This window comes from Stenotrophomonas sp. CFBP8994 (assembly GCF_034044835.1).
Taxonomy (GTDB): domain Bacteria; phylum Pseudomonadota; class Gammaproteobacteria; order Xanthomonadales; family Xanthomonadaceae; genus Stenotrophomonas; species Stenotrophomonas rhizophila_A.
In genome coordinates this window covers 247434-269678 of sequence record NZ_JAXCWT010000002.1, presented here as the reverse complement: position 1 = coordinate 269678, position 22245 = coordinate 247434, and the positions used below count along the sequence as shown (strand labels likewise).

Genomic DNA, 22245 nt, shown 5'->3' with positions numbered 1-22245 from the left:
TTCTGCGATGCCACGCACACCCCGGGTCCAGTCAGGTCGGCACAATCGTGCGCCGGCCGATGTCGATCCGGGGAGGCTCTCATTCTGCTGCCATTGCAGGCCGCAGGTCGCCTGGCGACCGCGTCCTTCGCTGCCGCCGGCGCACCGGACGCAACGCAGCACCGCTGCGTTCCCGTCCAGCTGTACAACACGACATCGCACCCTGCGACGGATCGCTGCCGACCGGATGCCCCGCTGCCGCACACGTTGACGCGGCTCCTGCGCCGATGCCCACTGCTGCCGTCGGAGCTCGCCCTGCTGGAAGCCCGTCTGCTGGCCCTGCTGGTCGACGCAACACCGGATGAGCTTGCTGCGCACCTTGCGCAGGCCGTACGGGACACACCCGTGGCAGCGCGCCGGTCTGCGCTGTTGCAGGCCATGGCCGGTTGGCAAGCGGCACCCTCGCCTGCGCAGGATACGTGGCACCGGGAGTGCACGCAGGTGGTCGCTGCCATCGTCAGCGGCCTGGGCCGCCTGCAGTGCCGGCGTGCTGCGGGCATCGCCCTGCACGGCATCGCCAACCTGGCACTCGGGCCGCAGGGCGCCCAGCTGCTGGCCTGGACCCAGCAGGCCAGTGCGCTGCCCCGCCTCCTCCAGGAGGGCACCGCGCTGCCCTGGCTGTGCTGGCTCAGCCAGCTTCCGCTGCCGACGTTGCGCGGCGGTGCCTGGGTGGAGGCATTGATCGCGGCGTTTCCCACCTGGCTGGAGGCACTGCTGCAGCAGGCTGGTGCCGCGCACGCGTCCCTCCACGCTCGGCTGCAGTTGCCCGCCTCGCCCCTGCGCCTGGCGCTGCTCGCTACCGCGTGGGCACTGTGGTTCCAGCAGCGCCCGGGCGACCGGCCCGGCACGCGCACCGGGCAACGGATTGCCACGCTGCCAGCCGTGCTGGAACAGCTCGACCTGCTCGGCACCGGCGCACGTCGTCTCTGTACGCCCGTGGCGGACGCCACGGCGCTGGCGCCAGCGGCGGCGGCGATACAGCCCGAGCGCGCTGCCGCGTCGCGGGCGGACACCACGCGCCTGCTGGCACCGACCCTGCCGGTTGCGGTCGCTGCGGCGGCGGTGCTTCCTGCCCTCGCCGCTGCGCACCCGCAGCGACGCACGGTGGCCGTCTTCGGTACGCTGGCGGCGGCGGCCCTGGGGGGTGGCCTGGTGGCATGGTCGCGGAACCCGTCGCCTGCCGTAGCGACGGCGGACACGACGCCACGCGCGGTTGCGCACTCCCGCCCCGCGTCGAGCGGCTCGGACAACGGGCCACACGACGACGCAGGCCTGCAGGACCAGGCAATGCTGCTGGAGGCGTTATGGACGCTGCGCGATGCCGCCTCGGCGGCCGGGACCGCGAGCCTCCCGGAGCACGCGTTCGCACCCGTCGAGGGCTCGCCGTTTGCGTTGGCCGTGCGCGCGGTCCGCCAGCAGTTGATGTGGCTTTACCGGCAGGACGATTTCCTGCAGACCCTGTATGACGAACGCACGCCTCCTTCTTCGCTCGTGGTCGCCAATGGCAGCCTGAGCGGAACGCGTGCCACCTCCGGCATGCGGGTCGTGCTGCATGGGCAGCCGGATGCGCCAGAGCGCATCCTCTGGTCCCCTCCCACCAATACGATGTTGAACGACCTGCAGCGCACCGTGCGCGAGGCGGGCGGCTGCTTCGACAACGCCGTCAGCGCGCGCCTGGCCTGTGCACTGGGCTTCTATCTCGACCAGGACATGCACGAAGCCGAGTACGCGCCCGCCCTGCTCGACCCGCTCATCCAGCGCCTTGAGCACCGCCTGCAGCAGCAGCCGGACGGACACATCCGCGCGACCAACGAAACCAGCACGCTGTTGCGGTTGAAGCAGCAGGTCCACGCGCTGAAGGCGATCCCGATCCGCGGCATGGAACCCACATGGTCCAGCTGGCGACCGGATCCCCGCTCACACCTGGGCCACAACGCCGCGCTGGCACGCAGCGTGCTGCTGCAGCTGTCGCAGCGCCCGGAGGTGATCGCGTTGTGCTGGCATCACCATGTCGATCCCACCCAGCTGGAGTATCCCGCGCACGGCCCGGTGCGCGCCCGTGCCCTCCAGGGCACGCGCATGGCAACGTTGTTCGAGGCCGGCCAGCCACCGGCAGTGCTGGCCCCGCTCGACACGATGCTGCGCGGCATCGCTACGCTGCTGCACGCGCCGGTGCGCTCGGACGGTCGGCTTCGGGTGCCGGAAATGCTGGCCTACTACGCCGCGCCGCTGCCTGCGGTGCCGATGGACGATGCGCAGTTCGACGAGTGCCTGGCCGCGCTCGACCGGCAGCTCGCACCCATGCGTCCAGGCATCCCCGCAACCGCGCGGCTGGAGGTCGAATGGGACGACCGCAGCGACTCCCCGCCACAGCAGGATCACCAGCGCCTGCTGGATCGGTTGTGGGAGCGCTTTGACAGCGCACCGGCCACGTGGGACGACGCGCTCGCGCACCAGGGCCTGGTACCGGCCGACGGGTCGCCACTGCATGCCGCATGGCATGCCGGGCAGCAGCGGCTGCAGCAGGTGTTCGAGCAACCCGGGGTGTGGCTGGCGATGCGACAGGCCAATGCGACCTTCCATTCCCTGCGCGTTGGCGCCGACGGCATCACCGCACGCGTGCGCGGCTCGGGGCGCAGCGTGGTGATCGCCGACGGCCTGACCGACCCGCTACCCGGGCTGCTGCTGGACCAGCTCGACGCCTTGTACCGGATCACGGATCGCCTGGGGCGCTTCTCTCCCGGCACTGCCGTGCCCCTGATCAACGCGCTGCAGTTCCATGGCGCGCTTCCTGCCCCTGCCCAGCGGCCATGCCCAGCCCCGATAGCGTGCACCCAGGCGCAGCTGCTGGAGGCCATCGCCCGTGTCCACGCGAGCTGGCAGCGCCGCGCCGGCCCGCTGCCGCCGTGGCGGCAGGCCAGCAACGAACTCCAGGACCTGGGCCGCTTGCTTGCGCGGCGCGCCGATGCGGCCACGGTCGTCCATCGCCCCGCGCTGGGCACCGCCACGGCAACCACGCTGCAGGCGGCGCTGCCGGCATTCGCGCGCCTCATCGCGGACCCGGCGATGCTCGAACTGCTCCAGCGCGAGCACCTCCCTCCACGGTGGATGTCGGTGGATGCGGACGGATCGCTGCGGGTGCAGGACGCGGCAGGTACGCTGCACCTGTTCAACCAGACCCGGTTACTGGACGCGCTGCCCCTCGCACCCTGGGGCGCACTGCGCGAGGTGGCCGGCCAGCTGGGCGGCGTGGTCCGTTCCGATGGCCGGGCCAACGCCTCTGACATACTTGCCGTACATGGTGGCTGTGGGCCGCGCGAGGCCGGCCACCTTGATGGCCCTGCGCGATGCGTGGAACGCCTGCTCGGCGAACTGAGGCTGGGCATGCGCGCCGACCTGCTGCACGCGGCGGACACGTTGGACGCAGCCGACCTGGACCAGGTAAGGCAGACCACCACCGGGTTCCTCGCCCAGCGCGCGCCTGGCGAACAGACGCTGCTGGAGTACCTGGCCCGGCCCCTGCTGCAGCAGGGCGAGATGGCCCTGGACCAGGTGCACCGCGCCAGCCACTACGTGGCCGCCATGGCCCGCACCCCGCGTGCGCTCGCCCTCCAGGCGGCGTTGCTGCGGGACCTGGGCTGGTACACGGGAAGCGATGGGGCACCGACCTCGCCGACGCTGCTGGCCAGCCTGACGCGGGTGGCGATCGTGCTCGACCTGGGCCCGCCGTCGGATCGCGATGCGCGCGTGCTGCTGGGCTACCGCCTGCACAAGTATCCCAACTGGGGGCGCACCTTTGCCCAGATACGGCTCGATTTCCACGACTACCTGCGGAGCATGGGCCGCATTCCTGCCTCGCTTCTGGACATGGCATGCACGCTGGCCCTGCAGGACCACGCGCCGGAGCTGCTGGCCGACGACGTGCCCGCCAACCTGGTGTATGGAAACACCATCGCCTCGATCAACTTCGTCAGTGGCGTGCACCTGGCCGAGCGCCTGCGGCGCGGCCTCTCGCAGCAGATGCGGTTCAGTGAGCTGCTCACCCTCTCGGCCGAGCTTGCCGGGGACGGCGCGACACCCGACCTGGTCAGGCAGCTGACCCTCGACGCACGCCGCCTGCCCACGCTGGACTGGTATGTGTACCGGCAACTGGAAGAGAACGCCGCGCTTGCCTCGCCGCTGTCGCCGAGCGCACGCATCGAGGCCGCGCTGCGTGCGTTCGACCAGCGGGTGAGCGACATCGAACAGGCCATAGGTGATGTACTGGCGCCGCTGCCCTACCGCATGCCGCTGGTGGAAGCCGAAATCCGCCGGGTATTTCCACGCTTCCCTGGGGTGCTCGCCGACCAGCCGTGGAACTCCACGGAATTCCGCCTGTGCAATGACGACAACCATTTCGGACGCAGCTTCCCGTTCCATGAAATCGTCGCGGCCGGTGTACTGCGCGGCGGGGCCGCGGCGTGGCGGCCCTGTCGCACCTTCGTTCCCGACTCCCCGCTCAACCAGGCCCAGGGCAACCCCCGCTACGAAGCGGCGCTGCAGACCGCTTACGCGCGGATGAAACCGGGCCTGGCCCGGCTGGCTGATATCAACGCGCGTTACCAGAAGCGCTTCGATGCTTACTTCCGCAAGGCCCGACGCGGCTACGGGGTGCTGATCGAGGAGGCGTTGTACCAGCGCCCCGAGGAAGAACGCGCGGCCCTCCTGCGCGGAGATGTGCAGGTGTTCACCCTGCGCACGCACGAACCGGAGCTGGAGGCGGGGCAGGAAACCCGCAACGACACCGATCCCTACCGGGGCCGTTTCGGCGTGGTGTACACGCTGACGCTGGCGGGGCAGCCGCGCCACTACCAGCTGTTCCCGCTGCAGAGCCGGATCCTTCCCCTGCAGCTGGAAGGCGCGCTGCCGCTCGGCGGTGCGCTGCAGAACCGCAAGGTGCGGCTGCGCAGCGGCAACGTCGCCACGGTGCAGGTGCGCCGTGGCACGCCGTTGCCGGTGGACTGGGAGGCCTACGCCTCGGACAGGGCACCGGCAGCGGGGCGCTCCTCGGACGTGATCGTCGAGCCGCTGCTGGCGCCGCCGCTGGGCGGCGGCAGCGCGCCGCGCTCGCCGTTCCATGCCCTGGTCCACCCGGTGCAGGAGGGGTTTTTCTGGCTGGACGCTGCTGCCTTCCGTCGCGAAGGCTGGGCACCCACCAGTTTCGAGGACCACCTGGAAGACGCGCCGCTGTGGCTGAAGACAGTGGACTTCGTCGTGCCGTTCGTCGAAAACGTGCGCCGCATCTCCTCGAAGAACCGCAACGAATTCGCGATGGCCGCCTTCGGGTTGTACCTGGAATCGATCATCGTGGTCGGACCGGTGATCGGCGGCGTGGCCAAGGTACTGATGCGGCCCGGCCTGAAGATGACGATGCCGCGCTTCGCCGAGCTGTCGCGGGTGCTGGGCCGGGGCACGCTGGATGCGCTCAATCCTGCCGCAGGCAGCGTGGCACTGGTGCGGGTAGGCGTCAGCGTCGTGCAACGCACTGCGCGCGGCAACCTGCGCTTCCTGTGGTCGTTCCTGGACCCCAACCGCCCCGCGGCGCGCGCCGCGGGCGTGCGCTGGGCCATGCGCGAGGGCATGGCCATTGCCAAGGAAGGCAGCTCGCTGGCATCGCCGCTGTACGAGATCAAGGTACGCACGGTGGACGGCATTCCCGGCGCCATGGTGTCTCCGCCGCCGGTGGCCAGCGGCAGCCGCACCCTGCACCTGGTCGACCCGGCCACGCTCACCCTGTATGGCCCGGCGCTGCAGGAGCGGCTGGGCGAAGGCGGCGGTGCCGCCGGCATGCTGATCAAGGTCGGCGGCAGTCCGCGTACGCCGCATGTCTCACCCGGCAAGGCGCTCAAACCGATCAAACAGGGACCCAAAGCGTCCGACGAAGACAACGGGGACGAGCTGGCACCGCTGCAGCCTCCCGTGGTCCTGCTGCCCGATCAGGGCCCCCTGGGCGTGCCCGCGGCCCGTCCATGAGGCGGGCCGCGGCGTGGCATCACGGCGCCTGGGGCGGGGCCGGATCGCGCACCAGGTGGATGTCGGTCGGCGACGACAGCGCGATACCGGCGGCGGCAAACTTCTGCAGCATCGTGAAGTACAGGTCGCTGCGTACGCCATACACCGCGCGCGGGCCGGAGGTATAGGCGAAGCTGTTGATCGCCACCTGGCCGTTGGCGATGGAATCGATGAACACCGACGGCGCCGGGTCGGCCAGTACGCCCACATGGTCGGTGTATGCATCCAGCAGGGTCTGCCGCACCATCGCCACATCGGTACTGAGCGGCACGGTGAACTGGATCTGGATGCGCCCCTGCGCATTGCCCATCGTCATGTTGCGGATGGTCTTGGTGATCAGTTCGGAATTGGGCACGATCAGCGTGGATTTGTCGCCCACCTGGATCTCGGTGGAACGAACGTTGATGCGCTTGATGTCGCCTTCCTGGTCACCGAGCTTCACCCAGTCACCAATCTTCACCGGTCGCTCGGCCAGCAGGATCAGCCCGGAGACGAAGTTCTGGGTGATCGCCTGCAGGCCGAAACCAATGCCCACCGACAGGGCGCTCACGACCAGCGCCAGTTTTTCGAAGCCGATGCCGAGTGCGGTCAGGCTCCACAGCACCGCTGCGATGATGCCCAGGTAGCGGGTCACGGTGCTGATCGAATTGCGCGCGCCCGCATCCAGCTCGGTCTTGGGCAGGTAGGTGTCGGTGAGCCAGCGCTGGAACGCCTGCATCACCGCCCACACCAGCAGGAAGGCCAGCACTGCGTACAGCACGCTGCTGGGCTTGAGCACCAGGTTGTCGCCCAGGTTGATGCCCTTGGACACTGCGTCCAGGCCGCCATACAACGCGCTGAGATTGCCCAGCGGCGCCGTCAGTGCCATCACCGCAAGCAGGATCACGCAGATGCGCAGCCCGGCCGAGAGCAGCACACCGGCCTGCACCACCCGCGATTCGCTCAGCCCGGTGGTCAGCAGCACGGTGCGGCCGACGCTGCTGGTCGGGCACAGCAGCCACGTGGCCAGATCGTCGGCGAATTTCATCAGCAGCGACGCCGCCAGCAGCACGACCGCGCCCCAGACCAGCTGCTGGGCCACGAACAGCGCCAGGTTGAGGTAGCCCAGCAGCGTGGCGATCACCGCAGCGGCCACCACGATGTGCCCGGCCAGCCGTGCGACCACGATCCAGCCGCTGCGACGCGGCGGGCCCTTGGCCTTGCCGTCCGATTGCGCCTGTGCTTCGAGTTTTGCCTCCGCCTCGTCGGTCTGGCGCCGGTGCAGGCGCGCCAGCGAGACCAGGATGGCGATGATGAGCGCCATGTAGGTGATGGCGATCAGCCCGTCCACCGCCACCGTGGTGATTGCACTGGTGCGCGCGGCGCGGTTGAGCGCCATCAGCACGATGCTGATCCAGGTCAGCGCGGCGGCGCCCCACGCATACTTGCGCAGGCGCCACGCGGCGGCGTCATCCAGGTTGAGCAGGCGCCACGACGGGCGCTTGGGCACCAGCAGCGCCGCACTCAGCGCGGTGATGAAGGCCGCGATATAGGTGGCCACCTGGATGCTGAACACCACTTTTTCCAGCCGCGGTGGAATCGCTCCGATGGCATCCAGCGCGCCGAAGAACACCACGCAGGCCAGGCCGGGCAGCATCGTGCCCACCACCAGCAGCCACACCGCCAGGCCGGAGCGGCGCAGGCGACCGTCCGGGGCCCGTTCGGACTGCGCATAGCGGCGCCCGGCCGCACGCAGCCACAGGCGCAGCGGGAAGAACAGCAGCAGCGCCACTGCCAGGCCGGTCAGCGGCGCGGTCCAGCCATGCTGCGCGATCGCCTTGCGGGCCGTGGTTTCGGCCTGCCGGTAAATCTGCCCCAGCTCCTGCAGGTCGGCCGGCACGTCACGGGCGAATTTGCGCCACAGCGAGGGCGACAGCGGTGAGTTGACCTTGCGGGCCAGGTCCTCGCTGAGCTGGGTGACGCGCATTTTCTCGATATCCGCGCCCAGCTGCTTGGCATCCACCGCGAGCAGCTTGGCCCGCGCAACGGCAGCGGCAATATCGGCACGCTGCTGGGTCAGCGACCTGCGCTGCTGGGCCACTTCGCGCGCTTCCACGGTGCCTTCCGGCACCGTGCCCAACTGGGTCAGGCGGGTATCGAGCTGGTCCAGCTCCGGCTGCAGGGCGGCCTGCGCATCGTCGGCATCGCGCTGCACGGCCATGGCCCGTTCGAACAACGGCGTGAGCGTCTCGCGGGTCTCCGCATCCGGCAATGCGGTACGGATCGCCTTGAGTTCTTTGTCGGCCTGGTTGAGCTGGGTCTTGGCCTCGGCTGCCGGATCGTCAGGCGCCTGCGCCCAGGCCCCGGGGGCCATGCACAGCCAGGTGAACAACAACAGACCGGCCAGCGGCCGCAGCAGGGGGAAACGATGACGGAAGGACAAAACCAGCACCCAGGGTTCACGCGGACATGCCGGGGACTATAAACCGGGCCTCGTTCACACCGGGTATGCAACTCAGTACTTCAGGCGCAGCTCCTCGACCTGCGGCTGCAGGGCCGCGTACCAGTCCTGGAATTCCTCCTCGCTGATCTCCTCCGGCGCATACACCGCGATCTCGTCCCACGCATGATCGGTCGGCAGCGGTTGGCGCGGGCCGGCCCGCAGCGAGTACGTCACGCCCTCGTGGTCCACCACATCGTCCACCGTTTCCCACTGCGCGCGGGCGAAGCCGCTGTCGCTCTTGAGCAGGATCACCTGGTACATCCGCACCTCCATTGAACGGGTCCGGGCCAGCATAGCGCCGCGTCATCGCGCCCGGCATGACGCCGCCACAACGTACCGTTCCAGCGCGCGTCGCGGCTTCACTCCGCCATGGCGGCGGCCCGGGCATGTTGGCCACCACCTCTTCGACGATGCCCACATGACCAGCCACCCCGACCTGAAGACCGTTGCCGACCTCAAGCTGCCGCGCTACCTGGGCACCTGGTACGAAATCGCCCGCCTGCCCATGAGCCACGAGCCGGTCGACTGTACCGATGTAACGGCGAACTACACCCTCATCGACGATGGCCACGTCGCCGTGGTCAACAAATGCCGCGTGGACGGTGAGATCGAAGAAGCCCACGGCGAGGCCTGCCCGGTAGACAAGGATCCTGCCCGGCTGCAGGTCACCTTCCTGCCCAAGGGGCTGCGCTGGCTTCCGTTCACCAAGGGCGACTACTGGATCATCCAGGTCGCCCCGGACTACAGCGTGGCGCTGGTCGGCAGCCCGGACCGCAAGTACCTGTGGCTGCTGGCGCGCGAGCCGCACCTGGATGCCACCACCCAGGAGCACTACCTGGCGCAGGCGCGCCAGCAGGGCTTCGACCTGACCCCGCTGATCCACACCCCGCAGACCGGCCACCCGACTGCCTGATCCCCAATGGACCTCAAAAGCGGGTATCCCTTCTGGGCGGTCAGCAACGGGCTGATGCACGCCTTCCCACCGCTGCGCGAGGACCGGAGCTGCGACGTGCTGGTGGTGGGCGGCGGCATCAGCGGCGCGCTGATCGCCAACGAGCTGTGCGCGCACGGCCATGACGTGGTGCTGGTCGAGCAGCGCGACATCGGCTGGGGCAGTACCTCCGCCAGTACCGCACTGCTGCAGTACGAAATCGATACGCACATGGTCGACCTGGCCAGGCAGTACGGAGAGCGCGATGCGGTGCTGGCCTACCGCGCCTGCGCCGAGGCGATCCCGGCGCTGCGCGAGGTGGCCGCCGGTTTCCGCGGCGTGGATTGCCAGCCCATGCAGAGCCTGTACTACGCCAGCAAGCGCCGCCACCGTTCGCCCCTGCAGGACGAGTACGCGCTGCGGCACAAACATGGTTTCGACGTGCGCTGGCTGGATGCCGACGCCGTCCGTGCCGAATATGGCATCGCCGCGCCGGGAGCGATCCTCAGCGCGCTGGCGGCGCGCGTGGACCCGTACCAGCTCACCTACCGGCTGCTCATGCGGCTGGCCAAGGCCGGCTGCGCGGTGCACGACCGCACCGTATTGCACACGCTGCAGCCCACCGCGCGCGGGGTGACCGCCACCACACCCGAGGGCCTGCGCATCCGTGCGCGCCACGTGGTGCTGGCCACCGGCTACGCCGGCCAGCGCTGGCTGAAGCAGAAGGTGGCCCGCAACCGCAGCAGCTACGCCTTCATCACCGACCCGATCGATGCGGCGGCACTCGGCCCACTGGTGGACACCATGGTGTGGGAGTCCGCGCGGCCCTACCTGTACATGCGCAGCACCGGCGACCACCGGCTGCTGGTCGGCGGTGAGGACGACGCAGTGGATATCCCGGCGCGGCGCGACAGCCGGGTGGCCGGCAAGACCGGCACCCTGCTCAAGCAGGTGGCCAGGCTATTCCCGCACCTGCCGCTGCAGCCGGCGTTCTCCTGGGGCGGCACCTTTGCCGAAACCGAAGACGGACTTCCGTTCTTCGGCCCGCACCCGCAATGGGGGCCCCGGGTGCTGTTCGCGATGGCCTACGGCGGCAACGGCATCACCTACTCGATGATCGGCGCGGGCCTGCTGCGGGCCCGGATCGAGCGCCGAAAGCACCCGCTGGCGGGCCTGTTCGGGTTTGAACGGCTGGGTTGAGTGTGGCGACCCATCGTTCCCACGATGGTTCCCCTTGCATGCAGGGCCACGACAGGCATCATTCAAGCAACGGCTGCTAGCGTCAGCGCTGTCGGCCGCCTTGCCTGCCCCGGAGCTTCCCATGATCCGCCCGCTTTCCCTGCTGCTGTGCCTGTTGGCCCCTGGTGTCGCGCTGGCGCAGTCCGCTGCCGGTGCCACCGGCCCGCAGTCGGCGACCGATCTGGACCTGTCGGTGCCGCAGAAGCCAATGCAGTACCTCAACGATCCCACCCTGCGCGGTGACCCGCCCGGCACCTTCTATGGCGACAAGAGCGGCCGCCGCGCGCTCCCGCGCGATGGCGCGGGCAACGGCATCGCCGAGATCGCCGACGACAAGCTGCGGGTCAACGGCAGCATCACCACCGGCATCGGCTACGCCAAGGGCTTTGGCAACACGCACTACAACGCGGCCGAGTTGAACCTCAACAAGAATTACACCAACGACGACGGCAAGACCCGCAACATGAACCTCAACATCCAGATCAGCGAGGGCAAGGGCCCTGGCTTCTATGGACCGTATGGGGGCGGTTACGGGTACGGCCGCGGCTACTGGGACGCCGCCGGTCCCGGTCCGGTGGGCTGGTAACCGGCTGCATATTGCGTCCTGCAGGCGAGGCTCAGTCGAACCAGCCGTCGCGGCGGCTGCTCAGCACCCGGCCATCGTGACCGCTCATGCGCACGTCCACGCGCTGGTTGCGGGCGTTGCGTGCTTCCAGCGTCCAGGTGGCGCCGTCACGCTCCACCGATTCGATGTGGGTCAGCCCGGCCTTGCCGGCCAGGGTGAGGATCTTCCCGGCATCGAGCAGGGCACGGCCATCGCGCGGGTCGAAGATCTCGCCCGTAGCCGGGTCGATGATCACATCGTCGACACTGCCGTCGGCACGGGTGACATCGGCTTCCCACACGCCGTCGTCGCGCTCCAGTTCGTGCACCTGGGTGTAACCGGCAGTGCGCAGCTTGGCCTGCACGTCGGCAGCGGACAGATCGGCAGCGAAGGCCGGGGCGGTGGTGAAGGCGGTCGCCAGGGCGGCGGCAAGGATCAGCTTGTTCATGGGGGAGTTCCTGAAAGAGGCACCGGACCATCCCGGCGCCGCCAGTCTGGCAAGCGCGCTTAAGCGAAGCATGAGCCCACCTGTCAGGAAACGTTTAAGCGCCCCGCGTATACCGTAGGCAGCCTTTTTCCTGACCGGCTTGCCATGACCGCCCTGTCGTTGCTGCTTCCCCTGCTGTTGACCGCCACCACGCAGGACCCCATGCGGGTCCTCGATGGCGGCGCGCGCCAGCAGCAGGCCGTGCGCCAGGCGGTCGAGCAGGGTCGCTACGTGCCCCTGAAGTCCGTGGTCCAGGACGCCCTGCGCCGCTATCCCGGCCAGCTGCTGGAGGTGGAGCTGGATGACGGCAGGTACGAGATCGAGATCCTCGGTGCCAATGGCGTGGTGATGGAGCTGGACTATGATGCGACCAGCGGCCGCCTGATCAAGATGGAAGAGGACTGATGCGACTCCTGCTTGCCGAGGACGATGCCCTGCTCGCCAGCCAGCTGCAACTGCTGCTCGAGGATGCCGGCTACGTGGTGGTCCACAGCAGCGAGGGCATCGATGCGGAGTACCAGGGCCAGGTGGAGGACATCGCCGCGGCGATCGTCGACCTTGGCCTGCCCGGCCTGGACGGCCTGAGCGTGATCGAGCGCTGGCGCGAGGCTGGGCGCGATTTCCCGGTGCTGGTGTTGACCGCACGCACGCGCTGGCACGACAAGCTGGCCGGCTTCGACGCGGGCGCCGATGACTTCCTGACCAAACCGTTCCAGCCCGAAGAACTGCTGCTGCGGCTGCGCGCGTTGATCCGCCGCAGCGCCGGCCACGCCAGCCCGCGCCTGCAATGCGGACCGCTGCGCCTGGACGTCAACGCCGGCCGCTTCGAACTGGACGGCGTGCTGCTGCCGTTGAGCCCGCAGGAACATCGCATCCTGAGCTACTTCATGCACCACCCGGACGTGGTGATCAGCCGCTCGCGCCTGGGTGAGCACGTGTACGAGGCGGGGTTCGACCCGGATTCCAACACGCTGGATGTGTTGATCGGGCGCATCCGCCGCAAACTCGGCAGTACCCTCATCCATACCCATCGCGGCCAGGGCTTCCGGCTGTCGGCGCAGCCATGAACACCCGCTCGCTGCGCAGCCGCCTGCTGCTGGCCGGTGGCCTGGGCATGGTGCTGGTTTCGGCATTGGCCACGTGGTGGCTGGGCGCCATGTACGAGCGTTCAGCGCGTACTGCGATGGACCAGCAGCTGGGCAACGACCTGATCGCGGTGCTTGCGCTGGTGGAAACCGATGCGCACGGTGGCGTGCAGGTGCGCGGCGAGCTGGGCGACGAACACTATCGGCGGGTGTTCTCCGGCGCGTACTGGCAGTTGCAGGACGCGCAGGGCCACCCGCTTGGGCAATCGCGCTCGCTGTGGGATGAGACGCTCGCGGTGCCGGCCACGCTGCGCACCGGGCCGGCCCAGGCGTTCGACATCACCGGCCCGCTGCAGCAGCCGCTGCGTGCGCTGGCCCAGCAGGTCACCCTGCCCCGCGCAGGCACCCCGTTGCAGGTGGTGGTGGCCACCGACCGCAGCCAGCTCGACGCGCAGGTGACGGCGTTCCGCCAACGCACCGCGCTGGCGTTGATCGTGCTGATCGCGCTGTGGTTCGCGGTGCTGGTCACCCAGGTGCATTACGGGCTGCGTCCTCTCGCGGAACTGGGGCGCATCGCCGAGCAGGTGCGTAATGGCGAGAACGTGCGGTTTCCGCAGCAGGGACTGGTGAAGGAAGTCGCGCCGTTGGCCGGCGAGCTCAACGCGCTGCTGGACCACCATGGCCGCATGGTGCTGCGTGCACGGCGCAGTGCTGAAGACCTGGCGCATGCGTTGAAGACCCCCCTCACGGTGCTGACCACCGAGGCGGCGGGCGACGGCGCAGACTGGCGCAGCACGCTGCGCAGCGAAACCGCACGGATGCAGACCAGCATCGACCGCTATCTTGCCGTGGGTGTCGCCGCCGATCACCAGCAGCGCACCCTGGTGGCACCGGTCATCTCGGCACTGTGTTCGCTGATGCAGCGTGTGCATGCCGAGCGCGAAGTGGTGTTCGCCTGCGACGCGGAAGCGGTCGGCGTGTTCGCCGGTGCACGCGAGGATCTGGAAGAGATGCTGGGCAACCTGCTCGACAACGCAGGCAAGTGGGCCGCGAAGCGGGTGGAGGTTACGGTGGCCCACGCTGGAAACCGCCTGCGCATCGAGGTCAGCGACGATGGCAGTGGCCTGCCGGACGCCGATCTGGAGCGCGTGCTCGGCCGTGGCGTACGACTGGACCAGCGCGCGCCCGGCAGCGGCCTGGGCCTGGCGATCGTGGCGGACATTGCCGAGAGTTACGGCGGCAGCCTGGTGCTGCTAAATGGCGCGCCGGGGTTGCAGGCGATGTTGACGTTGCCAGCGGGTTGACGACCCGACGGGCGATGTTGATGTCGCAAGCGGGTTGGCGGCCCGACGGGTGATGTTGACGTCGCAAGCGGGTTGGCGGCCCGACGGGTAGTGCCGACTGTTAGTCGGCTGCCTTTGGCGACAGACAACCAACGCCCGGATCCCGCGCTTCGCGCGGCGGCCGACTAACAGTCGGCACTACCGGGCTGAGCGTTACCGGGCTGAGCGCTACCGGGCTGAGTGCATCCACCAGCAGTCGATGGCATCCAGCACGATGTGGATGATCAACCCGATTCCAAACAACCGCGTCTTCTTCGGTACACACAGTCCCGCATACACCGCGATGGCCGGGGCGGTATGCAACGGATGGAAACCGATGCTGCAGCGGTTCGGCGCATAGATCGGATCTGCCAGCAGATGGTCCAGGTCGATGATCCAGCCCAGCAGCAGCAGCGCCCAGGCCGACAGGAACCGCTTGCGCCAGAACATCCACGCCAGCAGGGCCGGCACGGCCGCGTGCAGGAACAGATGGAAAAGAGCGCGGCTGCTCATCGAACAGCCGCGCCATGCGCCTTGAAGCGGCGCTCGCCGATCAGAGCAGCGGCTCGTCGGACAGGTAGGTGTAACCGGTCAGGCCCGCTTCCAGCGCCTCGGACAGCTCCTGCGCGCGTTCCGGCGAAAGTCTGGCCGCCGCCACCCGCTCCGCATAGCTGGCGCGGAGGTCGGCCAGGCTGTAGCCCACGTAGTCCAGCATCACATCGGTGGTGTCGCCGCGCCGCTGCTGGGTGATCGCGTACCCATCGGCGTCGGCCCGCACTTCCACCGCGTCGGTATCGCCGAACAGGTTGTGGATGTCGCCCAGGATTTCCTGGTAGGCACCGACCATGAAGAAGCCGATACGGTAGCTTTCGCCCGGCCGTACCGCATGCAGCGGCAGCGAGGTATCCAGGCTCTCGTTCTCGACATAGGTCTTGACCATGCCGTCCGAATCGCAGGTCATGTCGGCGATGATGCCGCGGCGCTGCGGCTGCTCGTCCAGGCGCTCGATCGGTACGATCGGGAACACCTGGTCGATCGCCCACGCATCGGGAATCGACTCGAACACGCTGAAGTTGACGAAGTACTTGTCCACCAGCCGCTCGTTCAACTCATCCAGTGCCGGGCGGTGGCTCTTCTCGTCATAGCTCAGGCGTGCACGCACGGCATGGGCGATGGCGTAGAACAGGTCATCGATGCGTGCCCGCTGCGGCAGGTCGATCTGGCCCAGCGCATAGCTGGACAGGCCTTCGGCATGGAAGTGCTGCGCTTCCTGGAACAGTTCCACCGCCGGGCGCTGGTCCAGGTCGTCATGGATTTCGCGCAGGTGGCGGATCGCGGCCGGCTCGTCGTCGTGCTGGTCGGGCACGCGGCCTTCCTGCGCTTCTTCGACTTCGGACACGTTGGCGATCAGCACCGCGTGGTGCGCGGTCATCGCGCGGCCGCACTCGGTGACGATCCGCGGCGGGGTCAGGCCGTGCTCTTCGCAGGCATTGGCCAGCGGCTGCACGATGTTGCCGGCATACGAATCCAGCCCGTAGTTGATCGAGCAGAAGCTGCGCGAACGGGTGCCTTCGTAATCCACGCCCAGCCCGCCGCCCACGTCCACGTGGGTGATCTTCGCGCCCAGGCGCGACAGCTCCACGAAGTAGCGGGTGGCTTCGCGCATGCCGTTGGCGATGTCGCGCACGTTGGAGATCTGCGAGCCCATGTGGAAGTGCAGCAGGCTCAGGCAGTCGGCGTACTCGGTGTCGCGCAGCGACTTCCACAGGTCCAGCAGCTGGCGCGGGGAAAGGCCGAACTTGGCCTTGTCGCCGCCGCTGTTCTGCCACTTGCCCGCGCCCAGCGAGGCCAGGCGCATGCGCACGCCCAGGCCCGGCTTCACGTCCAGGGCCTTGGCCTCCTCCAGCACCAGCTTCAGCTCGGAGGGCTTTTCGATGACGATGAAGGTCTGCAGGCCCAGCTTGCGGCCGATCAGGGCCAGGCGGATGTACTCGCGGTCCTTGTAGCCGTTGCAGACGATCAGCCCGCCCGGACGCGACAGCGCCAGCACCGCCATCAGCTCCGGCTTGCTGCCCGCTTCCAGGCCAAAGCCTTCACCGTGGTGGCTGGCCAGGGTGCCGGCCACGCCACGGTGCTGGTTGACCTTGATCGGGTACACCGCCGTATAGCCGCCGGCGTAGTCCCAGTCGGCCTGGGCCTGCCCGAAGGCCGCCTGCAGCTTGCCCAGGCGCTGGCCCAGGATGTCGGGGAAGCGCACCAGCAGCGGCAGCTTGGCCCCGGCCGCGCGCGCGGCGTCCACCACCTTGGGCAGGGACACCACCGGGCCGTCCTGGCCAGTCGGTCTCACCACCATGTGTCCTGCCTGATCCACGTCGAAGTAGCCATCCGCCCAATGCGGAATCGAGTAGGTCTTGCGGGCTTGGTCGAGGGACCAATCGGTCATTGCAGTCGGCCTGGTTGGTAAAAAAGGGGGTGCATGATAACGCCTATATGGCGACAGCTCCGTTATCATGCGCGCCCGCGCCCGTGCCCAGGTTGAAACCTGAACGGGCCTGCCCGGCTCCATCCCCCTCCGAACAGGACCGTTATCCCATGACTGACAACAACAACTGGTACATCGAGCATTTCGAGCGCACCGGCTCGGCCATCGGCTACCGCCTGAAGGGCAAGCTGGATGAAGTGCAGTCGCCGTTCCAGAAGATCGAGATCTTCGCCACCACCGACTGGGGCAACCTGATGACCATCGATGGCGCCATCATGTTGACCAGCAAGGACAACTTCTTCTATCACGAGATGATCAGCCACCCGGTGCTGTTCACCCACGCCGCCCCCAAGCGCGTGGTGATCATCGGCGGCGGCGACTGCGGCACCCTGCGCGAGGTGCTCAAGCACCCGGGCGTGGAGAGCGTGACCCAGTGCGACATCGACGAGCAGGTCACCCGCATGGCCGAGAAGCACTTCCCGGAACTGTGCGATTCCAACGACGACCCGCGCGCCGAACTGATGTTCGACGACGGCGTGGCCTACATGGCCAACTGCCCGGCCGGCAGCGTGGACGTGGTGATCGTGGACTCGACCGACCCGGTCGGCCCGGGCGAAGGCCTGTTCAACAAGGCCTTCTACGAGAGCTGCTTCAAGGCGCTGAAGGAAGACGGCATCCTGGTGCAGCAGTCCGAATCGCCGCTGATGCAGCTGGACCTGATCAACGAAATGCGCACCGAGATGGGCAAGGCCGGCTTCCAGTCGTTCAAGACCCTGCCGTTCCCGCAGCCGTGCTACCCCACCGGCTGGTGGAGCGTGACCCTGGCGCGCAAGGGCCAGAGCAGCTTCGACTTCCGCCAGTCCGATTCGGCCTCGAAGAGCTTCGACACCCTGTACTACACCGCCGCGCTGCACACCGGCGTGCTGGTGACCCCGCCGTTCGTGCAGGCTGCTCTGAAGGGCTGATCGAACCGCAGGAAAAGAAAAAACCCGCGCTGTCGCCAGCGCGGGTTTTTCATTCCGGTAGGTATCGACCGTTGGTCGATACAGGCCTCAAAGCGCCCAGATTCCCGCAATCACCAGCAGCACCAACCCCCACTTGATCGCGTGGTAGGCGAACGCGCTCTTTGCGCGCAGCGCCTTGGCCTTCAGCCGCACCTTGTACAGGCCACCGAAGGCCTTGTTGACTCCGCCGGTCGGGTCGCCGGGGAAGTTCGGCGAGGCGCCGCCGGCCAGCAGCGTCGACGCCACCGCGCGGTTGAACAGGCCCGGCAGGCCGAAGCGCAGCGGGCGGGCGATGTCGCAGAACAGGATCACCCGGTCCGCATCGGTCTCGTTGTGCGCGTGGTGGATGTAGGTTTCGTCGAACATCATCCACTCGCCATCGCGCCAGCTCTTGCGGATGCCGTCCACCTCGATGTAGCAGCGGTCATCGTTCGGCGTGGCCAGGCCCAGGTGCAGGCGCAGCGAACCGGCGAACGGGTCGCGGTGCGGGCGCAGCTCGCTGCCCGGCGGCAGTTGGGCGAACATCGCCGCGCGCACGTCCGGGATCGACTCCAGCAACGCCGTGGTCTTCGGGCACAGCTGCTTCGCCGACGGGTGCGACGGGCCGTACCACTTCAGGTAGAAGCGCTTCCAGCCGCGGCGGAAGAACGAATTGAACCCCGCATCGTTGTAACTGCTCGACGCGGCGATCTTTTCCGCATCGCGCAGCGCCAGCGCCTCGTCGCGGATCATCTGCCAGTTGTCGCGCAGCGGCTGCAGCTGCGGGAACGACTGGCCCGGATCCAGGAACGGCGTGGTCGGCACCTTCGAGAAAAAGTACATGACCACGTTGATCGGGGCCATGAAGCTGGAATGGTCGAGCAGCTGGCGCGACCAGCGCGCGCGCACCTTGCCGCGGTAGTGCACGTACAGCACGCATGCCACGAACAGGGCCACCACAATAATCTTGATCATCAAGCATCCACCGGCCGCTGCCGGACGCCCATACGGGCCAAAAGAGGGGGAGAGCCGGGCGCGACGGAGACGTGCCGTCAGGTGCGGTGCTGCCGCGCAGGCCGTGTTCAACACCGCTATGGTCCGCACCCTTCCTGTCCCGGTCAAGCCGGTCGGACGGGACGTTCATGCCCACCCATCGAAGCGCCTCAGGACGGCCGTGGGAACGAGGCATCGTCTCAGGCAGCGGGCATCCATATGCAAGTCATTGATTTTGAATGTTTATCCATGGAACCAGGCGCTGCGCGCCGCGTGAACGCGACAAACTGTTCCACCCCCGGTTATGACATTTTTCCGACAAAGGGTGGTTTGGTGTACTCGCGAGTACTAAAATTAACGAAATCATCACCCACCGCCATTCAGCAGCACCGGTACGCCTGACGCTTTGCGCCGACCGCCGGGTCGCCCCAGAACGTCATGAATACAATCGTTGCTTCGTGTGTCGACGACACCGCCCCCGCCGAGCTGCTCAAGCGCGGCGAACGCCTGCTTGAACCCGATGTCTACCGCACCTGCCTCAACGGGCAGCCGGCCGTGGTCAAGGACTACACCCGCTATCGCGGCACCCCGCTGTCGCCCATTGCGCGCCTGCTGGTCCGTCGCGAAGCGCGCATCCTGCAGCGCCTGGCCGGCTGGAAACACGCCCCGGCCCTGCTCGGCACCATCGGTGGCCTCGCACTGGGCATGGAGTTCATTCCCGGGCAGACCCTGAGCGCGGCCCAGTCGGTGGGCATCGAAGTGTTCGAGCAGCTGCAGTTCGCGCTCGAGCGCCTGCACGCGGCCGGCATCACCCATAACGACCTGCACGGCACCAACGTGATGGTGAACGGCAACGTGCCGGTGCTGGTGGATTTCACCTCGGCCTGGCGCAGCCCGCGCTGGCTGCCGGTGCACCCGGTATCGCGGCAGCTGCGTCGCAGCGACCGCAAGAACCTGCTGAAGATGCGCCAGCGCCTGACCGGCACCCGCCCCAGCGCCGCCGAAGCGGCCCAGGTGGCCGACCCGCGCTGGGTGGCCAGCGTGCGGGTGGCCTGGAAGCGTTTCTACCGGTGGTTCAAGGGTTAAAGCGCGTCGGCGTCCAGTTCGCCGGTGCGGATCCGCACCACGCTGCCCAGGTCGTAGACGAACACCTTGCCGTCGCCGATCTTGCCGGTGCCGGCGGCCTTGACGATGGCTTCCACCACCTCGTCGACCTGGCCGTCGGTGACTGCCACCTCGATCTTCACCTTCGGCAGGAAATCCACCACGTACTCGGCGCCCCGGTACAGCTCGGTGTGCCCCTTCTGCCGCCCGAAACCCTTGACCTCGGTCACCGTGATCCCGGTGACACCCCGTTCGGCCAGCGCTTCGCGCACGTCATCCAGTTTGAACGGCTTGAGCACCGCCATGACCATCTTCATCTGTTGGCTCCTGTCTTCGCGGCAGAGGATAACGCCTGTCCCCCGGTGAACGCGATGCACCCGCTTCGCACCGCTCCCTGCAGTGCGGATTATCCTTACCCGTGAAGCCTGGCCCGCCTGATGGTGGTTGCGGCCTGCCACGCCGAGAATTTCCCCACACGCGGAGACCCCATGATTGACCTCAACCAACTCGATGATCTGGCGCGCCGCCTGAGCGACATGGTCCCACCGGGGCTGCGCCAGTCGCGCGAAGAACTGCAGGCCACCTTCAAGAGCGCGCTCCAGGCCGGCCTGGGCAAGCTGGACCTGGTGACCCGCGAAGAATTCGACGTACAGCGCGCCGTGCTGCTGCGCACCCGCGAGAAGCTGGAAGCGCTGGAGAAGACCGTGGCCGCGCTGGAAGCCGCCGCCCAACCGCCGGCCGAGCGCCCGGCCCCGTAAAAGGAAACCCGATGAGCCTGGCGCTGGTGCACAGCCGTGCCCGCGCCGGCGTCCACGCGCCCGCGGTCCGGATCGAAGTCCTCCTCTCCGGCGGTTTGCCGCATACCCAGATCGTCGGCCTGCCCGAAGCGGCGGTACGCGAGTCGCGCGACCGGGTGCGCGCCGCGCTGGTCTGTGCCCAGTTCGAATACCCGCAGCGGCGCATCCTGATCAACCTGGCCCCGGCCGACCTGCCCAAGGAAGGCGGCCGCTTCGACCTCGCCATCGCGCTGGGCATTCTTGCGGCCAGCGACCAGATCGACCGACAGCTGCTGGCCAACTACGAATTCCTGGGCGAGCTCGCCCTGACCGGCGAGCTGCGTGGCGTGGACGGTGCATTGCCCGCGGCCATCGCGGCAGCGGAGCTGGGCCGGACGCTGATTGTCGCCAGCGCCAACGGCGCCGAGGCGGCGCTCGCCCAGCATGCGGATGTCCGGGTAGCCCGGACCTTGTTGGAGGTGTGCGCCTCGCTGGAAAGCCGCTCGCTGCCACGGGCCGTGCCGGCGCCGGTGGTGCCGCTGGCGGTGCCCGACCTGCGCGACGTACGTGGGCAGCAGCAGGCGCGCCGCGCACTGGAGGTGGCCGCTGCTGGCGGGCACCACCTGTTGTTGCTCGGTACACCAGGCTGCGGAAAGACCCTGCTGGCCTCGCGCCTGCCCGGCATCCTGCCCGATGCCAGCGAAGCCGAAGCGCTGGAAACGGCCACCATCGCCTCGTGCAGTGGGGCTGGCATCGACACCGCCCGCTGGCGTCACCGCCCGTACCGCGCGCCCCACCACACCGCCAGCGCCGTGTCGCTGGTCGGCGGTGGCTCGTATCCCCGGCCCGGTGAAATCTCGCTGGCGCACAACGGCGTGCTGTTTCTGGATGAGCTTCCCGAGTGGAGCCGGCACACCCTCGAAGTACTACGCGAACCGCTGGAATCGGGAACGGTAATGGTCGCCCGCGCCGCACGCACCCACGCCTTCCCCTCACGCTTCCAACTGGTGGCGGCGATGAACCCCTGCCCGTGCGGCTGGGCCGGCGACCGCAGCGGTCGCTGCCGCTGCAGCGGCGATGCCATCCAGCGCTACCGCGGGCGAATCTCCGGGCCGTTGCTGGACCGCATCGACCTGCATGTGGTGGTGCCAAGGCTGGAGCCGGGTGAGCTGCGCAGCGATGCACCGTGCGGCGAAGACAGCGCCACGGTACGCAATCGCGTGGTCATGGCGCGCAACGTCCAGCTCGAGCGCAGCGGCAAGGCCAACGCACAACTCCTGCCTTCCGAGCTGGATGCGCACTGCCGCCTGGAGGACAACGACCAGCACCTGCTGGAAACAGCCGTGGAACAGCTGCAGCTCTCGGCCCGCTCGATGCACCGCATCCTGCGCGTGGCGCGCACGGTGGCGGACCTGGCCAGTTGCGACAAGATCACCACCGCCCATCTGGCCGAGGCCATCGGGTACCGCCAGGTCGACCGGGGCGGAGCGGGCTGATTCGCCATCAGCAGCATGACGGGGCCCACCGCGCGAACGCCGGGCTGTCCCGACCTCAATCCTTGATGACGAACCCTTCATTGAGACCCGGCACCTTGCGGAAGCGCCTGCGGAGCCGACGGTACAGTGCTGCCACGCACCACCTTGGCTGCCATGGCTGCTTCGCAGCCT

Annotated in this window: 18 protein-coding genes; 11 read left to right on the top strand and 7 right to left on the bottom strand. The window is 68.3% G+C overall.

Going from position 1 to position 22245, the window contains the following annotated elements; genetic code table 11:
• Positions 1-480: 480 nt before the first annotated feature.
• Positions 481-6051 (top strand): hypothetical protein, encoded by a 5571-nt coding sequence (locus tag SOM39_RS05970; RefSeq protein ID WP_320457800.1) that lies wholly within the window; start codon positions 481-483, stop codon positions 6049-6051.
• A 19-nt stretch (positions 6052-6070) separates the two neighbouring features.
• On the opposite strand, the gene SOM39_RS05965 is transcribed toward SOM39_RS05970, so the two are convergent.
• Both SOM39_RS05965 and SOM39_RS05960 read right to left on the bottom strand, forming a co-directional pair.
• A complete protein-coding gene (locus SOM39_RS05965) occupies positions 6071-8443 on the bottom strand; it encodes a DUF3772 domain-containing protein (RefSeq protein ID WP_320458064.1) in 2373 nt (790 codons plus the stop codon).
• 141 nt (positions 8444-8584) lie between these two features.
• A complete protein-coding gene (locus SOM39_RS05960) occupies positions 8585-8833 on the bottom strand; it encodes a hypothetical protein (protein ID WP_068854856.1) in 249 nt (82 codons plus the stop codon).
• 157 nt (positions 8834-8990) lie between these two features.
• On the opposite strand from SOM39_RS05960, the gene SOM39_RS05955 reads away from it, so the two are divergent.
• From SOM39_RS05955 to SOM39_RS05945, 3 genes are all read left to right on the top strand, one after another.
• Positions 8991-9485 (top strand): lipocalin family protein, encoded by a 495-nt coding sequence (locus SOM39_RS05955; RefSeq protein WP_184125929.1) that lies wholly within the window; start codon positions 8991-8993, stop codon positions 9483-9485.
• Positions 9486-9491: 6 nt separating this feature from the next.
• Entirely contained in the window at positions 9492-10703 is a 1212-nt protein-coding gene (locus SOM39_RS05950) for an FAD-dependent oxidoreductase (RefSeq protein ID WP_320457799.1), read from the top strand.
• A gap of 121 nt (positions 10704-10824) precedes the next feature.
• Positions 10825-11328, top strand: coding sequence for a hypothetical protein (locus SOM39_RS05945; protein ID WP_068854323.1), 504 nt, complete (start codon positions 10825-10827; stop codon positions 11326-11328).
• A 31-nt stretch (positions 11329-11359) separates the two neighbouring features.
• Here the strand turns inward: SOM39_RS05945 and SOM39_RS05940 are convergent, their stop codons facing one another.
• Positions 11360-11794: a PepSY domain-containing protein gene (locus tag SOM39_RS05940; RefSeq protein WP_210131239.1), complete on the bottom strand. Its 435-nt coding sequence runs from the start codon at positions 11792-11794 to the stop codon at positions 11360-11362.
• Positions 11795-11938: 144 nt separating this feature from the next.
• Here SOM39_RS05940 and SOM39_RS05935 point away from each other — a divergent pair, with 144 nt between their 5' ends.
• Genes SOM39_RS05935 through SOM39_RS05925 form a run of 3 tightly spaced genes read left to right on the top strand, consistent with a single transcriptional unit; the run spans position 11939 to position 14222 of the window.
• Positions 11939-12238: a PepSY domain-containing protein gene (locus SOM39_RS05935; RefSeq protein WP_414715857.1), complete on the top strand. Its 300-nt coding sequence runs from the start codon at positions 11939-11941 to the stop codon at positions 12236-12238.
• A complete protein-coding gene (locus tag SOM39_RS05930) occupies positions 12238-12900 on the top strand; it encodes a response regulator transcription factor (protein ID WP_068854324.1) in 663 nt (220 codons plus the stop codon). Before SOM39_RS05935 ends, SOM39_RS05930 begins: the two co-directional genes overlap by 1 nt.
• The gene (locus tag SOM39_RS05925) at positions 12897-14222 is read left to right on the top strand and encodes an ATP-binding protein (RefSeq protein WP_320457798.1); all 1326 of its coding nucleotides are present in this window, start codon (positions 12897-12899) and stop codon (positions 14220-14222) included. Before SOM39_RS05930 ends, SOM39_RS05925 begins: the two co-directional genes overlap by 4 nt.
• Before the next feature lie 207 nt (positions 14223-14429).
• On the opposite strand, the gene SOM39_RS05920 is transcribed toward SOM39_RS05925, so the two are convergent.
• Both SOM39_RS05920 and speA read right to left on the bottom strand, forming a co-directional pair.
• Positions 14430-14753, bottom strand: coding sequence for a DUF6122 family protein (locus SOM39_RS05920; RefSeq protein WP_093532734.1), 324 nt, complete (start codon positions 14751-14753; stop codon positions 14430-14432).
• Positions 14754-14793: 40 nt separating this feature from the next.
• Positions 14794-16683 (bottom strand): arginine decarboxylase, encoded by a 1890-nt coding sequence (speA, locus tag SOM39_RS05915; RefSeq protein ID WP_068854327.1) that lies wholly within the window; start codon positions 16681-16683, stop codon positions 14794-14796.
• Positions 16684-16832: 149 nt separating this feature from the next.
• On the opposite strand from speA, the gene speE reads away from it, so the two are divergent.
• Positions 16833-17687 (top strand): polyamine aminopropyltransferase, encoded by an 855-nt coding sequence (gene speE, locus SOM39_RS05910; RefSeq protein ID WP_068854328.1) that lies wholly within the window; start codon positions 16833-16835, stop codon positions 17685-17687.
• An 87-nt stretch (positions 17688-17774) separates the two neighbouring features.
• Here speE and SOM39_RS05905 read toward each other — a convergent pair whose 3' ends face one another.
• Positions 17775-18680: an aspartyl/asparaginyl beta-hydroxylase domain-containing protein gene (locus SOM39_RS05905; RefSeq protein WP_176472607.1), complete on the bottom strand. Its 906-nt coding sequence runs from the start codon at positions 18678-18680 to the stop codon at positions 17775-17777.
• 456 nt (positions 18681-19136) lie between these two features.
• Here SOM39_RS05905 and SOM39_RS05900 point away from each other — a divergent pair, with 456 nt between their 5' ends.
• Positions 19137-19784 (top strand): RIO1 family regulatory kinase/ATPase, encoded by a 648-nt coding sequence (locus tag SOM39_RS05900; RefSeq protein ID WP_184125935.1) that lies wholly within the window; start codon positions 19137-19139, stop codon positions 19782-19784.
• Here SOM39_RS05900 and SOM39_RS05895 read toward each other — a convergent pair.
• Positions 19781-20119 carry a P-II family nitrogen regulator gene (locus tag SOM39_RS05895; protein WP_068854331.1) on the bottom strand — a complete coding sequence of 113 codons (339 nt, stop codon included), beginning with the start codon at positions 20117-20119 and terminating at the stop codon, positions 19781-19783. The two genes, SOM39_RS05900 and SOM39_RS05895, sit on opposite strands and share 4 nt — an antisense overlap.
• Positions 20120-20290: 171 nt before the next feature.
• On the opposite strand from SOM39_RS05895, the gene ubiK reads away from it, so the two are divergent.
• Both ubiK and SOM39_RS05885 read left to right on the top strand, forming a co-directional pair.
• Positions 20291-20560: a ubiquinone biosynthesis accessory factor UbiK gene (gene ubiK, locus SOM39_RS05890; RefSeq protein WP_068854332.1), complete on the top strand. Its 270-nt coding sequence runs from the start codon at positions 20291-20293 to the stop codon at positions 20558-20560.
• An 11-nt stretch (positions 20561-20571) separates the two neighbouring features.
• Positions 20572-22074 (top strand): YifB family Mg chelatase-like AAA ATPase, encoded by a 1503-nt coding sequence (locus SOM39_RS05885; RefSeq protein ID WP_320457797.1) that lies wholly within the window; start codon positions 20572-20574, stop codon positions 22072-22074.
• Positions 22075-22245: the final 171 nt, after the last annotated feature.

Coding starts and splice junctions, on each gene's coding strand:
- SOM39_RS05965 (WP_320458064.1), bottom strand. CDS start 8,443: ATGGCCCCCGGGGCCTGGGCGCAGGCGCCTGACGATCCGGCAGCCGAG.
- SOM39_RS05960 (WP_068854856.1), bottom strand. CDS start 8,833: ATGTACCAGGTGATCCTGCTCAAGAGCGACAGCGGCTTCGCCCGCGCG.
- SOM39_RS05955 (WP_184125929.1), top strand. CDS start 8,991: ATGACCAGCCACCCCGACCTGAAGACCGTTGCCGACCTCAAGCTGCCG.
- SOM39_RS05950 (WP_320457799.1), top strand. CDS start 9,492: ATGGACCTCAAAAGCGGGTATCCCTTCTGGGCGGTCAGCAACGGGCTG.
- SOM39_RS05945 (WP_068854323.1), top strand. CDS start 10,825: ATGATCCGCCCGCTTTCCCTGCTGCTGTGCCTGTTGGCCCCTGGTGTC.
- SOM39_RS05940 (WP_210131239.1), bottom strand. CDS start 11,794: ATGAACAAGCTGATCCTTGCCGCCGCCCTGGCGACCGCCTTCACCACC.
- SOM39_RS05935 (WP_414715857.1), top strand. CDS start 11,939: ATGACCGCCCTGTCGTTGCTGCTTCCCCTGCTGTTGACCGCCACCACG.
- SOM39_RS05930 (WP_068854324.1), top strand. CDS start 12,238: ATGCGACTCCTGCTTGCCGAGGACGATGCCCTGCTCGCCAGCCAGCTG.
- SOM39_RS05925 (WP_320457798.1), top strand. CDS start 12,897: ATGAACACCCGCTCGCTGCGCAGCCGCCTGCTGCTGGCCGGTGGCCTG.
- SOM39_RS05920 (WP_093532734.1), bottom strand. CDS start 14,753: ATGAGCAGCCGCGCTCTTTTCCATCTGTTCCTGCACGCGGCCGTGCCG.
- speA (WP_068854327.1), bottom strand. CDS start 16,683: ATGACCGATTGGTCCCTCGACCAAGCCCGCAAGACCTACTCGATTCCG.
- speE (WP_068854328.1), top strand. CDS start 16,833: ATGACTGACAACAACAACTGGTACATCGAGCATTTCGAGCGCACCGGC.
- SOM39_RS05905 (WP_176472607.1), bottom strand. CDS start 18,680: ATGATCAAGATTATTGTGGTGGCCCTGTTCGTGGCATGCGTGCTGTAC.
- SOM39_RS05900 (WP_184125935.1), top strand. CDS start 19,137: ATGAATACAATCGTTGCTTCGTGTGTCGACGACACCGCCCCCGCCGAG.
- SOM39_RS05895 (WP_068854331.1), bottom strand. CDS start 20,119: ATGAAGATGGTCATGGCGGTGCTCAAGCCGTTCAAACTGGATGACGTG.
- ubiK (WP_068854332.1), top strand. CDS start 20,291: ATGATTGACCTCAACCAACTCGATGATCTGGCGCGCCGCCTGAGCGAC.
- SOM39_RS05885 (WP_320457797.1), top strand. CDS start 20,572: ATGAGCCTGGCGCTGGTGCACAGCCGTGCCCGCGCCGGCGTCCACGCG.